Genomic DNA, 16,313 nt, shown 5'->3' with positions numbered 1-16,313 from the left:
CTATGCTCTCAGATTTTATCCATATGTCTGCAGGCAATCCAATGTTCCTCTGACAAAAAAATCTTCTCCGGCCTGCCGCTACAGACGGCCGTCCTTTTTCCGCATCTTGGCGCAAAGGGGCACCCTGTCCTTTTTTCTGAAAATTCCGGCGGCCTCCCGGCAATCCCCTTAGGTATGCTGCCATCCATTCTGGGGATTGCATTGATGAGCGCTTTCGTATACGGATGCCCTGGGGAATGCAGAACCTCCCCGGCAGTTCCCCATTCCACAATATTTCCGCTGTACATCACTGCGATTTTATCCGCAAGCTGGGCAATCACCCCCATATTATGAGAGACAACTATCATGGACGTACCAAATTCTTCCCGCAGATACTGCATCAGTGCCACAACCTGTGCCTGCGCGGTTACATCCAGAGCACTTGTGGGCTCATCCGCCAGAATCAGTCTGGGCTGGTTCATCATGGCAGCGGCAATGGCTATCCTCTGGCACATACCCCCGCTTAATTCAAATGGGTATGATTTCCAGATACGGTCCACATCTGCCAGCCTGACTTTTTTCATCAGGTCCTTTGCCCTTTTTTCACATTCTTTTTTTGTGATCCTGCTGTGCATACGCACAGTCTCATAAAAAAGATTCCCTATTGTCTTCATTGGATCCATAGAAAGTGCTGCATTCTGAAAAACTACAGCGATCTCATTTCCGCGTATACACCGGATTTCTTCCTCTGACAAGTCTCCCAGCCGGCGGTCTCTGAATATGACTTCACCGCTGTCTATTACAGCTTTCTTTTCCAACATTAAGAGAGACTGTAAAAGGGTGCTCTTTCCGCAGCCGCTTTCGCCTACAATACCGATGATTTCTTTTTCCTTTACTTCAAATTCCGCATCTTTTACTATAGGAATTCCTTCATATGATATGCAGAGTTTCTTTACTCTTAGCACGTATCAGTCCTCACTCTTTCTATTTTTGAATATAAACCTCAGCATCCAGCAGATAGTATTCCGAAGGATTGGTTTTCAGACCTTTCAGTGAACTACCCATCACATAAATATATTTGGAATGCCCCACCACAATATATCCTGCATCATCAATAATCTTCTGCTGAATCTGTTTTGTGAGTTCTGTACGCTTTTCCTGGTCAAACTCACTGTCAAGCTGGTCGATCAGCGCATCCACTTCTGTATTGGAATAGTGCCCGTAATTACTGCTTCCGTCGGTTTTAAACGCAATATCAGCAAAGTAACCAGGGTCACCGGTAGGTGTCATGGTAAAGCTGATCATCATCAGATCGAAATCTCCGCTTTTCTGCTGTTCCGCCACAGATTCATAGACTTCAACCTGCAGATCAATACCAATTTCTTTCAGTTTGGAAGACATCTCTTCACAAAAATTAGGCAGTTCTGCCTTTGTACTGTATGTGACCATCCTGAGAGATATATTTTTTCCGTCTTTATCCAGTATGCCGTCACCGTCACTGTCGCTATATCCCCCTTCTTTTAAAAGCTCTTTTGCCCCGTTTAAATCATATTCTATACACTCGCCGTCAGATCCTCCAAATGCCATAAAGTCCGGGTAAAGCTGTGAGGCAGGCACTGAAGCTCCTTTGTTCAGTACATTGGCATAACTTTCCTTGTCAATGCTCATACTGATCGCCTTTCTCACATGAATATCCTGAATGAATTCATTATCGTAATTCATGAAAATCACCTGACCTCTGGAACCGGCTACTCCGTCTACATTATATTTGGCATCATCCTTTTCAAAAAGCTCCAGGCTTGTTGCAGGAATACTCACGGACAGATCGCTTTCCCCGCTCTGCTGTGCCATGGCCAGAGCATTTGCATCCGCGATCACATGGAAAACAGCCCCCTCCAATTTGGGTGTACCGCCCCAGTAATCCGTGTACTGTTCAACCTCTAAAGTTCCTTTTACCTCATAACTTACCGGCATAAAAGGACCTGTTCCCACCGGTTTTTCCGCTATATCACCATCAGCCTCCACATCTATAATTCCCGTAAGCGGCTCAGACAGGCTCGTAATAAATGACGGCACAGCTTTTGTGGTCTTTACTGTCAGAGTCTGCCCGTCTGCCTGCATGGAATCAATGAATAACAGTTCATTTAATCTTGCATTGATCTCCATGGTCCTTTCCCAGCATTTTTTAACAGTCTCGGCTGTCATCTTATTACCATTTTGAAAGGTAACATCATCTCTTAATTTTATGACCCAGGTGGTATCATCCTGCATCTCACATGACTCTGCCAAAAACGGCTGTGCAGTCAGCGTATCATCCAGCTTAAATAATGTTTCCGTAATTCCATATCTGGACGTATACCAGCTGTTCCAGCTGTCTGCCAGATCCAGGCTTGTGGGGCATTGGGTATCGGCGAATACCGCTTTCTCTTTTGTTCCTTCCTCTTTCACCGCAGTATCTCCCGCAGTATCTCCCCCGGACGCTCCGCATCCCGTTCCCAGTAATAATACGCTCATAAGCAGCGCTGTTAATTTTATCATTCTGTTTTTCATTTTCTTATTCTCCTCTTGTATATTTTTATCTGTCCAATATGTCTCTTAACTTGTCACCAAATAAATTAAAGAGTACAGAGACAACAAAGATTGCAATGCCCGGTATGATAACCAGCCTGGTCTCTGTCTGCAGATAATCCTTTCCTATATTCATCATAGCTCCCCATTCGGACATGGGAGACTTCACACCTACTCCCAGGTAAGACAGTGCTGCAACTTCCATGATCATGGATGATATCCCCAGGCTTGCATTCACCACAAGTGTTGGCAGGACATTTGGCAGAACATGATGAAACATAATCTGTAATCTGGATTCGCCGCACACCTTTGCGGCCTTTATATAAGTACGCTGTTTCACACCGCGGCTTAAATTTCTTGATATTCTGGCATATTCCGCCCACTCTACCAGACATAACGCCAGTATTGTATTTTTTATCCCAATTCCCAGAACGCCGGCTATAGCAATAGCGAGGATGAATTTAGGAAATGCCTGCATGATCGTTATGATCTTTGTGAGTACCATATCGACTGCGCCGCCCAGATACCCGGCAGTCACACCGATGGCAGTTCCGATAAAAAACACAATACCAATAATACACAAACTGCTGAAAATAGAAACTCTGGCTCCATATAAGATCCTGGATAATACACACCGTCCCAATGGATCTGTGCCAAGCGGAAATTCTTTATCAGGCTTTATTAACGCAAGTGTCAGCTCTGTTTTAAAGGGATCGTTTGGCGCAAGTACCGGAGCCAGAAGCGCAGCCAAAAGCAATATCACGATCAAACCAATGAGTATGTAAAAAGATATTTCCTCTGTTTTCTTTCTCTTCATCCCTTTCTCCTCAATCTTGTTTTATTCTTGGATCAATCATACTGCAGATCACATCCACCAAAAAATTCAATGCCAAAAAAATCAATGCCACCCAAAGTACAAATCCCTGTATCACAAAATAATCCAGGCGCGCAACAGATTCCACTGCCAGTTTTCCCAGTCCGTCCCATGAGAAAATTGTTTCAACCACTGCAGCGCCGCCCAGCAGAATCCCAAGATAGATACTTACCCATGTGAGAACAGGTATCATGGCATTTTTAAGCACATGGCTGAACAGGATCCGGCTTTTCTTAACTCCTCTGGCCACTGCCCCTTTCACATATTCCTGGTTTAACTGTTCCAGAATGACTGCACGGACCTGTCTTGTCAGCCTGGAAGAACATTGAATCACAAATACCGCCACAGGCAGTACCATCCCTTTTACATCTGTGTCAGCGATAACCGGAAATATGGATAATTTAAGACAAAACAGCCATAAAAGGACCAGGGACGTAAAAAAAGTCGGAAGGGAGATCCCAAGGAAAGAAACACTCCTGATCATATTATCCAGCCATCTATCCTTGTACACTGCACAGCCAATCCCCAGAGGAACTGAAATGAGCATGGTGAGAAACAGTGATACAAAAGCGATCATTATGGTCGGCATAACCCTTCTCTGCAGTTCTGAAACAACCGGCTGTCCTGTAGTAAAAGATTCACCCAAATCTCCATAACATACTTTTTTCAGCCACATCCCGTATTGGATCAAAAACGGTTTATCCAGGCCCATCTTTTCCTCCTGCGCTTTCACAGCCTCCTGGGAGATCTGGCCCACATTTCCATCCCCTCCGGTCAGCCATATCTCGGCAGGATTTCCCGGAGATAAATGCAGGATCAGAAAACTAATGAAGGTTATTCCTATTAATACGATCAGGGACTGCAAAAGACTGCTGAATATTTTCTTGATGACACGATTTCGCTTTTTCATTTCGTACCCCTTCTATTTTTCTACCACTACCAGAAATTCAGGAGTTTGTGCATACTGAAGCTGCTCCATTTGTGAATAAATCTCAGGATTCAGCATTTCCCGGCAATAAACCTTTTTCTTCCTGTATATTTTCCAGTAATCCAGATCCCATTTTGGCCTGTCACGATAAGTAAAGGGAAGATGGGCTGCTATTTTTTCCATTTCCACCGCACTGGCATATACAAAGCCCTTACGCTCTCTGACAAATTTGCGAAACTCTTTGTATTTTTTTGTTTCCTCTCTGTCCTTCAGATATCCATACCAGTTTGCATCAAAATACATAAGCCTGCCTCCCGGCCTCACTTTTGAGAACCATTGCTCCAGGGTCTTTTCAGGCTCCATCAACATCCAGGTAACGTCTCTGGAGATCACTATATCAAAACTCTCATCCTCAAAAGGAAGCTGCTCTCCAACCTGAATAAACTCTGGATGCACGTCATATAACCGGGCATTTTTTTCGGCCTCCTCAAGCATTGCTGCGTTCCTGTCCGCTCCAGTGACGTCATGTCCCAGGCGTGACAAAAGGACAGCAAAAAAGCCGGGTCCGGTACCCATATCAAGAATTTTTAATTTCTCCTTTTGGGGTGCATTTTCCATGATAATCTTTTCCCATACTTTATGGTGCGGATCTTCTAACTGACCTTTATTCTGCTGGCTGTAACTTTCTGCCCGGTCTTTCCAGTAATAATCCATTTTCCCTTGTATCTCCAGTTTCATCCTCTCCTCTTCATTTTCTTTCCTTATTTCTTTATACATTTCTCTGTATTTTTTAGGCGTCATATGATAGCGTTCCGTAAATCTTTTGTAAAAATAACTGTTATTCTCATAACCGATCTCTTCTGCAATATCATTTACCGTCTTATCGGTTTCCAGCAGCATCTCCGCCGCTTTCTGGAACCTTTTATTCAGAAGAAGTTCCTTAAATGTACTGCCCGTATTACTTTTTATCATTCTGCTGAGTGTAACAGGAGACATGTGCATCCGTCCTGAAAGCTCTTCCAGAGAAGCCTGTGTATAATTCCGTTCCAGATACTCTGTCACAAACAGGATCGTCTCACTGCTTTGTCCGCTTCGCTCCTGCAGATATAGAGTATCTTGCTCAAATGTCTGTATCAGGTATAAAAATACCAGCTTTAAGGAGATCTGAAGTATCTCCCAAGAATTTCCTCTTTTGCTGCACCATCCGCGCACTATATTTTCCATAAGGTTCTGAACGCAGTAGTTTTCAGATGTATGAAAACATAAATATGAAATTGTCTTTTCGTTTCCCATAAGTACCTTTGATAAAAATTCAAAAACGGAATCCTTCTTTTCAAAGCCGGAGAACATTTCACAAAAAGTATCCGGATAAATCCTTATATTAACAGCGATATCCTGTTCTTTACCGGCAATGATCTTGTGTCTGGCTTTGGGGCTTAATACAAGAATTTCATGCGCTTTTACTTTTATCTTATTTCCGTCAATTTCATGGATATAGTTCCCTTTGCATACATAAAAAAGTATGATTTCTTCATGTGTATGTATTGGAACATCAACAAAACGCGGCTGTCTGCAGATATATATTTTTTCTTTATTACTATGAAAATCCGGCTTCCACTCTCCCTGCAAAGCCTTATATTCCTCCAGACTTTTTTCTTCTAAAAGCTTCAGTAAAGACCGCTCCATATGTCCCCTCCTTATATATTATAAAAAAAAGTTCAAGAAAAAATAATGACGCTGTATTACAGAATTACCGTCCTTATTTTCATCATTGAACTTCTCACAGTACCTGATCGGCGTATTTTTCAACTTTGTGTATACGACAAAAAGGCTATATAAATCTATAGCTTTACCTCTCAATTACGCATTACCAATTCATTTTACCTAAATCCGATTATCCCGTTTTCTACTGAAAAACACAGGGTTTTATATCCCGCATTTACCGGGTGCTTCTGCATATAATCTCACCAATAATAATATAATCTCCTCCAAAAGTTTACAAGCTCCCCCTGGGGTTATAAATGCAATTTTCCCCAAAAAAATCGCACTATTTATCTCCTGTCAAAAGAGCCGCATACCGTCTGCATGCCTGTATCTTCTCTCTTTTATGGATAAATAGTGCAATTTTTATTTTATTTCTCTTTTAGCTTTTCTTTAACCGATTCAATAGCACGGCTTAAATGCATATTGCCCTTATGAAACTCAGAGACTCCATCACGGATCTGCTTTGCTGCTTCCTTGAATCCGTCAGCCTCCAACGCATCTGACATTTCCTGCAGCTCTGCTGCATGATGATCATTATGCTCCAGCATATAGTTCAATAGAACCAGAGTTTCATTTTTACTGTCCTGACTTTCCGGATTCTGATGCTCGTGTACATGTTCATGATGGTGGTGATCATGTCCCCCATGTTCAATCAAATTTCCATTTTCATCGTAGATTAAATGCATTTAAACTCCTCCTCTCTTATCACTCTTTTCCATCCGGATCAAGGCTCTCCAAGGTCTCATAAACTTTCTTGATCACCTCACAGCAATCCTCAACCGGATATCCATCAGTTCCGTTAATATGCAGCATCCCATGCGCATATTCGATCGCAATGTCAATTGCTAATTCCTTATTTGTTTTTCCCATGTTCTTTCTCCTTTTCTTTGTGATATTGTGCTTTATAGTAATGAGAATACTGACCTTCTAATTCCATCAGTTCCTCATGGCTACCCATTTCTACGATACGCCCCTGATCTATGACAGCTATGGTATCGGCATTTCGTATCGTTGAAAGACGATGGGCGATGAGCACCATTGTCTTATTTTTTGATAATCTGTCCAATGCTTCCTGAATCTTCATTTCGGTTACACTGTCAAGAGCCGATGTCGCTTCATCCAGAAGCACGATCGGCGGATTTTTCAAAAACATTCTGGCAATGCTAAGTCTCTGTTTTTGTCCCCCTGACAGCATAGCACCGCGTTCTCCTACATATGTCTGGTATCCTGCCTTCATATCCATGATGTCGTCATGAATTTCTGCCATTTTCGCTGCTTCTATTACCTCCTCATCCGAGGCGCTCAAACGGCCATAGCGGATATTTTCCATAATCGTATCCGGAAAAATAAATACATCCTGCTGTACCATTCCAATATTTTCCCGAAGAGATTTCAAACTTATATTCCTAATATCAATATCATCAATTTCAACGCGTCCGCCGGTCACATCATAAAATCTTGGTATCAGATGACATAATGTTGTCTTGCCCGCACCGGAATTCCCCACAAACGCCATGGAGGTACCGGAAGGGATATCGAATGTTATTTCTTTTAATATCTCCCTGCTGCTTTCATATGAAAAATTGACTTCATGAAAAGTGATCTTTCCTTTTGGATGCTCCAATTCAACCGGTTGTCTCTGCTCATTTATATCCGGTTTCTCCTCCATCATCTTACTAAATCTTCGGAATCCGGAAATACCTCCGATCAATATTTCAGAGAAATCTATCATTTTCTGTATGGGGGTCATAAGAACCATCACAAACAAGTTAAAGGAAACCAGATTCGCAAATGTTGCCTGACCTTTTAGATATAAAAGACCTCCGATAAAAATTATGGAAAGTCTCATGGCACTTTTAATCCAGTCCATGCCCATCATATATATCCCAAGCTGCTTAAAATAATTTTTCTTTGCACTTCTGAATTTCTCGTTTGATCTCCGGAACCGCTCCTTTTCAAAATCCTCATTACAAAAGGCCTTGGTCACTCTTATTCCCGTGAGGCTTGTCTCCAGTTCACTGTTGACGCCTCCCATCTTTTCCTGCATGTCCTCCACGATGCTGATTGTGACTTTTTCCCGCCATCCTATGTATATTGCTGTAAGCGGAATCAGAAACGCCACGAAAACGGCCAGTCTCCAATTCAATATAAACATAGCTGCCATGGCTCCCAGAAGAGTAAAACTGCAGATCAATGCATCTTCCGGCCCATGATGTGCCAGCTCCGTAATTTCATATAAGTCTGTTGTAATTCGCGACATCAGATTTCCGACTCTGTTCTTATCATAAAAAGAAAATGAAAGTTTTTGCATATGTGCAAACAGGTCTTCTCTGATATCTGCCTGAATCTGTACCCCGGTATTGTGTCCCACATAACTGACTGTATATATAAGGAAACCGTTGATAAAATATGCTGCTATGGAGGAAAGCATCAGCACTAAGAAAATTTTTACATTCTTCTCAGGCAGGCATGTGTTAATCGCGTAATCTGTTATTACAGGAAATGATATATTAATCAGTGCTGAACAAATAGCACAGAACAGATCAAGAATCATCCATTTTTTGTAAGGCATATAATAACTGCAAAACTTTTTAAAGTGTTCCATATATTTTCTCCATTAACTGTCTTTTGTCCATCTGGATTCTTTTACATCCAGGGCATCTTTCAAACTGTCGCCCAGGAAATTAAATGATAAGATGGTGAGCATAATGGCTGCTCCCGGATACAGCATAAGCTGAGGCATGTCAGATATATACACTTTTGCATCATTCAGCATATATCCCCATTCCGGCGTAGGCGGCTGTACGCCGATTCCCAAAAAGCTCAGGCCGGAGGTGGATAAAATGATTCCTCCCACCTCCATTGTCATGATGACGATCACGGGACCTATGATATTCGGCAGTACATGTCTCAGGATATTGGAGGCATTGCCGATACCCATACCTCTGGCTGCTTTGATGAATTCTTTTTCCCGCAGACTCAGCACTTCACTTCTCACTACTCTGGCATAATGCATCCATCCGAAGAAACTAAGTGCTATGATCAGATTTTTTGTTCCCCCTCCAAACATGCCTACAAAGGCCAATGTGAACAGAAAACTCGGAAAGCCCAGGAATACGTCTACAATCCTCATTAACACGGTATCTGTCTTTCCGCCATAAAATCCGCTGAACATGCCTACACAGCCTCCCACTGCTGCCGTGATCAAAACAACTGCCCCTGATACAAACAGGGATACCCTTGTCCCGTAAATCATACGACATAAAATACATCTGCCCATATGGTCTGCCCCCAAAGGCATTTCTTTACACGGCTTTAAGAATTTCTGGTTCAGATCAGCCTGTACCGGGTCATGAGATGCAAATAATCCGGGAAACAGAGCGATCAGTACCAGCACCGCTATTACCATGACCCAAAATAACAATACTTTTTTATTTCTAATTTTCCTTATCATAACGTATCCTCGGATTTATTATAATGTACAGAATATCAACCAGAAAATTTATCATCAGATAAATGGCTGATACAACAATCACACAGGCCTGAACTACCGGAAAATCCTTATTTTCAATACCTGAAAGAATCATATGTCCAATACCGGGCCAGGCAAAAATCTTTTCTATTACTGCAGAGCCTGCCAGCATACTGGCAAATGTCATTCCTGCAAGAGTGATCACCGATATCAATGCGTTTTTCACCCCGTGCTTCATAATGATCTGAAACGGGTGCAGGCCTTTAGCCTCCGCTGTGATCATGTAGTCCTCTTTCATAACATCCACCATATTATTTCTCATCATTTTCATCACTGTGCCAAAGCTCATAAGAGAAAGAGCTATTCCCGGTATCACCATATACTTCAGGCTTCCATCTCCATAACCTGCCACCGGAAGGATCCCCCCTTTTAAAGCCAGGGCGATGATCAGCAGATAAGATACCCAGAATCCGGGCATTGAGACAGCTGTCATAGCAAGAAGTCTTCCTATGTAATCAATGAATTTGTTCTGCCGAAGCGCGCACAGAATGCCAAGTGGGATTGCAAAAACAAGTGTCAGCCCCATAGCAAAGACTGCCAGACTGAATGTTTTTTCAAAATGATAGACAATATCCTCGCCTACCGGCTCCCCGGTAATCAGGGATTCCCCTAAATCCCCATGCAGAATCTTTCCCAGCCACTCCAGATACTGCTCATGAAGAGGACGGTTCAGACCTTTTTCTTCCCGGAATCTCTCAAGAATGGTTTCGTCAGGCAGCGAATGGGTCATAGGATCTCCCAAGGCTCTTTTAGCAGTATCGATAGGTGTTATAAAATTGATAGAAAAACACACAATTGAGACTAAAAATAGTATTCCGATAAACTGTACGAGACGTCTTCCTATAAATCTCCACATATTATTACCTCACCTGTCAATCCTGGATATAAGTATCCTTTGTCAGTTTAAATACACTGTAAGTATTTAAATCCATATCATGAAGTCTCTTATTCATTGCATAAACCTTAACCACCTCGAATACGGGAATAAAGGGCATATCTTCCATGGCGATCTCCTGCACCTTGTCATATTTTTCTTTTCTCGTCTCTTCCTCTAATGCCTTGCTGCCTTCTTCCAGTGCCAGATCCATCTCCTCGCTGGCATATCCTGCCCCCAATGCAAAATAGGCATCAGAACCGAATTTGTTAGCCAGAGATACCGGGCTTCCAAATTCAAGAAACGGCACAGAATCAAAATTGATATCATAATCCTTATCTGACATTTTTTGGTCCGTGACATCCCAGGTGGTGATCTCCAATTCAACATTTACACCTATATCTTTTAATTGTGACTGTAATATCTCCACCGCATTTTTATAGAGACCTGTCTCATATGTCATAATGGTAACTGTAAAGGGTGCGCCTTCGTATTCCAGCATGCCGTCCCCGTCTGTGTCTTCTATCCCTGCATTTCTAAAAAGCTCCAGTGCCTTCTCTCTGTCATATACAGCGGTACATGCGTCCGGATTTGACCAGGAATATTTTACAGGAACAACTCCAAATGACGGAACTCCGCCTTCCACATTCCCATAAATACTGTTCACAAGCTGTTCTCTGTCAATTGCATAACTGAACGCATGCCTTACATCCTTATTATCAAATGGTGCCTTCGTGGTATTTAAAATCATAATATGTGTATAATCACAATCCAGTGTAAATACATCCAACTGTTCTTTTGTTTTCGCATTTTCATACTCTGTAATCGGAATATTTAAGATACTGAAATCCACCTCATTATTATAGAGCTGGAAGCTTCTGGTCATCTCATCTTCTCCCGGATAAAATTCCGCCCCGGCCAGCTTTACATCACCGCCCCAGTAATCATCATTTTTCTCCACTACGTTTTTCACGTCTTTTTGTGTTTCTTTAAATTTAAAAGGTCCTGTGCCGATCAGTGTATCCTCGAATTTATTTGTCGGACTTACAATAGCTGTTTTATATTCACAGAATCGTTCCTTTAAAGCACCATATGCTTCTGTTGTTGTTATTTCTATGGTATAATCATCTTTCTTGTCCATTGAGACAATGAAATCAAAATTTCCTCCGATCTCACCGGTTGCTGCCAGACGGTCAAAAGTAAATAATACAGCATCCGCATTGAACGGAGTACCGTCATGGAACTTGATTCCCTCTTTCAGTTTCAATGTCCAGTGCAAATCGTCTTTCATCTCCATACTGTCTGCAAGCAGGGGGACTGCATTACCTTCCTCGTCAACTTCAAACAACGTCTCCGCTACACCATAAGTTACCCATGAGGCCGCAATATAGTTGATCGATGTATCAAAACTGTCCGTCACCTGATAAATAAATTTAGCAATATCCTCATTTTGCTGTACTTTTCCGGTTTCCCCTTTTCCGCTTTTACTGCTGTCATTGCTGCCGCATCCTGCAAGCATACCTCCGAGCATAGCCGCTGCCGCTAATACTGCAGTCAATCTCATCCATCTATTCCTCATTCTTGTTCCCTCTCTTTCCTTTTTCTTTTTTGTAATCAATCCACTTTTTTACATTCTCTTCGTTACAGTCCAACAGCAGACGCGTATAGACATGCTGAGGATTGCCAAAAACACTTTCCACACGCCCCTTTTCCACTGCCTCCCCTCTGTACATTACAATTACCTCATCACAGACTCTCCGCACAATTTCCATATCATGAGAAATGAGCAGCATAGTCAGCTCTTTTTCTCTCTGGATTGTCTTCAGCAGTGTGAGGATCTGAGCCTGTACAGATACGTCAAGAGATGCCGTGGGTTCATCTGCAATCAGCAGCTCCGGATCAAAGGACAGGGCTCTTGCCAGAACTACCCTTTGGTTTTGGCCCCCAGACAACTGATGGGGATAACGGTTCTTATGCTCCGCATTCAGTCCGACCAGTGCAATCAATTCATCTGTCTTTCTCTTTCTTTCTTCTGCACTATAATGGCATTGGTTTAATTTAAGGGCTTCCTCCAAACTCTCAGATATGGTCATTTTAGGATCCAGTGCGGAATCCGGGTCCTGAAAGATCATCTGCATATTTCTTCTGTATTTATTCAGCTTCCCCGCTTTCATACGAGTGATCTCCTCACCCCGAAAAATAATTTCTCCGGATGAAGGTTCTACCAGCCGGGTGATACACTGGGCGATCGTCGATTTTCCGCTTCCGCTCTCCCCTACGATTCCTAATACCTTCCCCTTTTCTATATGAAAAGAAACATGGGCAACCGCCTGTGTATAACTTTTTTTCCATACTCCCGAAGAGTACCTTTTACACAAGTCATTCACTGTCAGCATACAAAAAACACCTTACCTTCCTTCCATCTTGTTTCGTGTATAACGGGGGATGTTCTTTCTTACATCGTTCCATACATTTTGGACATCTTGGATGGAACCGGCACCCTTCCGGCAGATCAATCAATGAACCGGGGAGTCCCTCTATGGGCAGCATACCATTTTTCGGCATGGCTTTGAAAAAGCCCTCGGTATAGGGGTGAAGCTGTGTTCTATATAAAGCATCCACTGCACTTATTTCCACAAATTCACCCAGATACAAAATTCCTATTCGATCACAAATCTGCTCTGCCACATCCAGATCATGTGTGATCAGGAGCATCGTTTTATTCTCCGACACCTCTTTCAGCAGCTGAACAACTTTATATTTTACCAGGGTATCCAGCCCTTTTGTAGGCTCGTCAGCAATTAGAAATCGAGGACTCTGTGCTATCCCCATAGCTATAACAGCGCGTTCCTTCATGCCGCCGCTAAACTGATGTGCATATTCCTTCATTCGCTGTTTTGCGTTCTTGATCCTCACTTTCTCCAAGATTTCCAGGGTTTTTTTGTTCCGTTCTTTCTTATTGATTCTCTCATGGACTGCTGCCGCTTCGCCAATCTGATTACCAATCGTAAGGGATGGATTCAGGGAACTAGAAGGATTCTGCATGATCATGCCAAGTTCCTTTCCTCTCAGGCCCCTTAATTCTTTTTTATCCATTTCCATTAAATTTTGACCACGATATACCACGGTTCCTTTGGTGACCGTCTGATCCTTGATGAGTCTAAGGATACTGTCTGCAAATACGGATTTACCGGAACCGGATTCTCCTAAAATACCTATATTTTCCCCTTCCTCAATGATTAAGTCGATGGTATTCACTGCCTTAACTAACCCATCCTTTGTTGGAAACCCTACATACAAATCGGTTATTTCCATTATATTCATGTTTACACCTCCTATCTGTCAAAAAATACCCAATTATAACATAAACCCTGCCATTATGGCAGGGTCAATCGTTTATTCTTTATTTTTCTACATTTTTTATATCCATCTCAAGATTACCCAGAATCTGTATTTGATTTCCATTTACCAATCGGGGATAACTCCATTTCTCCCTCAGATATGTACTGCAATCCATTTCTTTTTCGTCAATATATTCAAAAAGATTTTTATAGTATGTCCCCAGTTCCTCCCACTTTGTGTCAAAGGCAACCGAAACACAGGTACTTTCTTTTTCTGTCTTCAAAAATACATGTGTAATTTTATGTCCGACAGAAAATTCATCTTCTTGAAAATTCATAATGCAATCTCTCCTCGGCTGGTATTCTACATACGAGTACCGAAAATCTCCTCTTCTTGCAGCTTCTGCCGGAACAATTCCAAATAATACCGGATAATCCTCTCCAAAATGTTCTGCTATATAAGATACTACTTTACGGAAATACTGTTCTCTTTCAGCCTCGGTATCTATCTTCATCTCAAATACAACAACAGAACGCTGCGGCATGGATAATATCTTAATCTCACCATCACGCATATTATTCTGCTTCATATCCTCCACCATGCGGTTCAGATATTCCCGTTTTTTTTCTTCCTCTTTGATACGCTGGTTGATTTCCTGTTCCTGCTGAAGCAAGATCTGAAGAATATCATCCCTTGAACCCGTCCACTGTCTCTCGCTGAACTGCTCTATAATATTATCAATCGGTATTCCTAAATTACGAAAACAGCGAATCATATCCAGAACCAGTATCTGGTTTTCCGAATAGTACCGGTAACCATTTGGGGCTATATGGTGAGGCTTGAGTATTCCCTTTTCTTCATAATATCTAAGAGTACGGTTCGAGATATGAAACATTTTTGCCAATTGTCCGATTGTCAAATAATTATCCTTGTTATCATCCATAATTCACTCTTTTAGGGAAGCTCCTCTCACCGTGTACCGCTCTATGTGGATTTATCACTATTTTATACTATAACTGATATTTTTAGACAGCGGAAGCTCCTCCGGGGGATATTTTTTACTCAAACCTGAAAGCGGTCATAATTTTCATAACAATCAAGACACAGCATTTTTCCTTCACTTAACCGCACCATATTTTCGGAAGCAGTCTCTCCACAGCAGCTGCACTTTACAGACTGAAATATTCTGGCCTGTTCCGGAAGAGAGATCGTGGTCTCCTTCACGTCAAACATGGCTTCCGGTTCCAGATTCTGATAATAGCTGAAGGATTCCCCACGTGTCATTCCTTCAGGTTTTGGCTTCAATACCAACCGGACGGATTTTCCGTTTATTCTGTTGTAGAAGGAAAATGCCTGCTTTCCTCTCATATGAAACAACAGATTTCCTTTTCCCACACTGCATCCCATGATTACCTGTATGGCATCCACACCGCAGGCATCATTTTCCGATATACAAACTACCTGCTCGTCACTGGATATACAACTGTTATTGTGCGCCGTCTCATCTGTTTTTAAATCCAGCAGTTTTATTGCATAGAGAGCCGCTTTATAACCTATTGTGAGCCCTCCGCATTCATGTCCATGAAATGCTTTACACTTATCCCAAAGTTCTGTATTCATAGTCTTCTTCTCCTTAAACATGCCAATAGATAGTTACGATTGATGTTCTCACGACTTCATTTACCATTCCTTCTTCACTGACACTTTCTACATAATTCCGAATCCTGTTTTTCTCCTCTGCCGTAAGATTCTTATAGACTCCTGCCCTGTCTGTACACCACGCTGTCATTTCTTCCACAGACCGTTTGGCTGACCAGACCTCATCTATCTTCACCACTTCCGGAGTATATCCCTTCAGCCACAGGTAGGTAAAGGAATTCAGAACGGTATCATCCATCTGCTTTCCCTGTGTATCTATCCCTACAGCAGCGAAAGCCCCGTCCTGCACAGCATCTCTGCGCCTTACCGGCTTTGCCATAAAACAATATTTTTTTGAACATGCATTCATCTGATCAAAAGTATGATAATCACATACTGCAGGTGTCATATGTGCAAAAACAATATCAAATCCATTCTGAAAACCACACCTTTGCGCATCGGTTTTTGACCAATCCTGTACCCCGAATTCCGCATTGGCGATTCCCAGATCATCCGCTCTTCGCTTTGCAGATTCAATCATTCTCGAAGATACATCCAGACCCACAGCTTTTTTAACCCGGCCGGCCAGTGCAATTGTATAAAGCCCCGCCCCACATCCAATATCAAGGACCTGCATATCCGCATCCGGTTCTGCCTTTTTCCATAAGAACTTCAGAAAAGGGTCATCTTTTTCATTTGGAATTTCCTTTTTCTCATACTCTCCGGCTCTGTTATCCCAGATTTTTGCCTGCAAAACTCCGTTATGCGCTGAAGGATTCTTCCACTCCCTCTTAAGCTGTTCTAAATCCATATC

The 16,313-nt window shown here is 42.3% G+C and carries 16 protein-coding genes; all 16 read right to left on the bottom strand.

Annotation, left to right across the window (positions count from 1 at the left end; genetic code table 11):
- Positions 1 to 8 precede the first annotated feature (8 nt).
- The gene (locus MUB35_RS30610) at positions 9 to 944 is read right to left on the bottom strand and encodes an ABC transporter ATP-binding protein (RefSeq protein ID WP_103731047.1); all 936 of its coding nucleotides are present in this window, start codon (positions 942 to 944) and stop codon (positions 9 to 11) included.
- Between the two features lie 19 nt (positions 945 to 963).
- Entirely contained in the window at positions 964 to 2,529 is a 1,566-nt protein-coding gene (locus MUB35_RS01305; protein WP_054350580.1) for an ABC transporter substrate-binding protein, read from the bottom strand.
- A 25-nt stretch (positions 2,530 to 2,554) separates the two neighbouring features.
- Complete coding sequence (locus tag MUB35_RS01300) at positions 2,555 to 3,364, bottom strand: ABC transporter permease (protein WP_103731046.1); 810 nt, start codon at positions 3,362 to 3,364, stop codon at positions 2,555 to 2,557.
- A 10-nt stretch (positions 3,365 to 3,374) separates the two neighbouring features.
- On the bottom strand, positions 3,375 to 4,331 hold the full coding sequence (locus tag MUB35_RS01295; protein ID WP_103731045.1) for an ABC transporter permease: 957 nt from the start codon (positions 4,329 to 4,331) through the stop codon (positions 3,375 to 3,377).
- Between the two features lie 12 nt (positions 4,332 to 4,343).
- Complete coding sequence (locus MUB35_RS01290) at positions 4,344 to 6,035, bottom strand: helix-turn-helix domain-containing protein (protein ID WP_103731044.1); 1,692 nt, start codon at positions 6,033 to 6,035, stop codon at positions 4,344 to 4,346.
- A 446-nt stretch (positions 6,036 to 6,481) separates the two neighbouring features.
- Positions 6,482 to 6,799, bottom strand: coding sequence for a hypothetical protein (locus MUB35_RS01285; RefSeq protein ID WP_054350576.1), 318 nt, complete (start codon positions 6,797 to 6,799; stop codon positions 6,482 to 6,484).
- Positions 6,800 to 6,818: 19 nt separating this feature from the next.
- Positions 6,819 to 6,983: a hypothetical protein gene (locus tag MUB35_RS01280; RefSeq protein ID WP_158587258.1), complete on the bottom strand. Its 165-nt coding sequence runs from the start codon at positions 6,981 to 6,983 to the stop codon at positions 6,819 to 6,821.
- Positions 6,967 to 8,718, bottom strand: a complete 1,752-nt coding sequence (locus MUB35_RS01275; protein WP_103731043.1) for an ABC transporter ATP-binding protein — start codon at positions 8,716 to 8,718, stop codon at positions 6,967 to 6,969. Before MUB35_RS01275 ends, MUB35_RS01280 begins: the two co-directional genes overlap by 17 nt.
- Before the next feature lie 12 nt (positions 8,719 to 8,730).
- The gene (nikC, locus tag MUB35_RS01270; RefSeq protein WP_103731042.1) at positions 8,731 to 9,567 is read right to left on the bottom strand and encodes a nickel transporter permease; all 837 of its coding nucleotides are present in this window, start codon (positions 9,565 to 9,567) and stop codon (positions 8,731 to 8,733) included.
- Positions 9,551 to 10,501, bottom strand: a complete 951-nt coding sequence (locus tag MUB35_RS01265; RefSeq protein WP_103731041.1) for an ABC transporter permease — start codon at positions 10,499 to 10,501, stop codon at positions 9,551 to 9,553. Before MUB35_RS01265 ends, nikC begins: the two co-directional genes overlap by 17 nt.
- 16 nt (positions 10,502 to 10,517) lie before the next feature.
- Positions 10,518 to 12,098 (bottom strand): ABC transporter substrate-binding protein, encoded by a 1,581-nt coding sequence (locus MUB35_RS01260; RefSeq protein WP_118593877.1) that lies wholly within the window; start codon positions 12,096 to 12,098, stop codon positions 10,518 to 10,520.
- Positions 12,088 to 12,915, bottom strand: a complete 828-nt coding sequence (locus MUB35_RS01255; RefSeq protein ID WP_118593878.1) for an ABC transporter ATP-binding protein — start codon at positions 12,913 to 12,915, stop codon at positions 12,088 to 12,090. Before MUB35_RS01255 ends, MUB35_RS01260 begins: the two co-directional genes overlap by 11 nt.
- Complete coding sequence (locus MUB35_RS01250) at positions 12,899 to 13,843, bottom strand: ABC transporter ATP-binding protein (RefSeq protein WP_054350566.1); 945 nt, start codon at positions 13,841 to 13,843, stop codon at positions 12,899 to 12,901. The genes MUB35_RS01255 and MUB35_RS01250 overlap by 17 nt, the downstream gene beginning before the upstream one ends.
- Before the next feature lie 79 nt (positions 13,844 to 13,922).
- Positions 13,923 to 14,804 carry a MerR family transcriptional regulator gene (locus MUB35_RS01245; protein WP_103732056.1) on the bottom strand — a complete coding sequence of 294 codons (882 nt, stop codon included), beginning with the start codon at positions 14,802 to 14,804 and terminating at the stop codon, positions 13,923 to 13,925.
- A 119-nt stretch (positions 14,805 to 14,923) separates the two neighbouring features.
- Positions 14,924 to 15,481 carry an FmdE family protein gene (locus MUB35_RS01240; RefSeq protein WP_103732057.1) on the bottom strand — a complete coding sequence of 186 codons (558 nt, stop codon included), beginning with the start codon at positions 15,479 to 15,481 and terminating at the stop codon, positions 14,924 to 14,926.
- A gap of 13 nt (positions 15,482 to 15,494) precedes the next feature.
- On the bottom strand, positions 15,495 to 16,310 hold the full coding sequence (locus tag MUB35_RS01235; protein ID WP_103732058.1) for a class I SAM-dependent methyltransferase: 816 nt from the start codon (positions 16,308 to 16,310) through the stop codon (positions 15,495 to 15,497).
- Positions 16,311 to 16,313 lie beyond the last annotated feature (3 nt).

This window comes from Blautia sp. NSJ-175 (assembly GCF_022867815.1).
GTDB classification, from domain to species: domain Bacteria; phylum Bacillota; class Clostridia; order Lachnospirales; family Lachnospiraceae; genus Blautia; species Blautia celeris.
The sequence above is the reverse complement of the archived record's forward strand: the minus strand, read 5'-3'. Positions and strand labels throughout refer to the sequence as shown.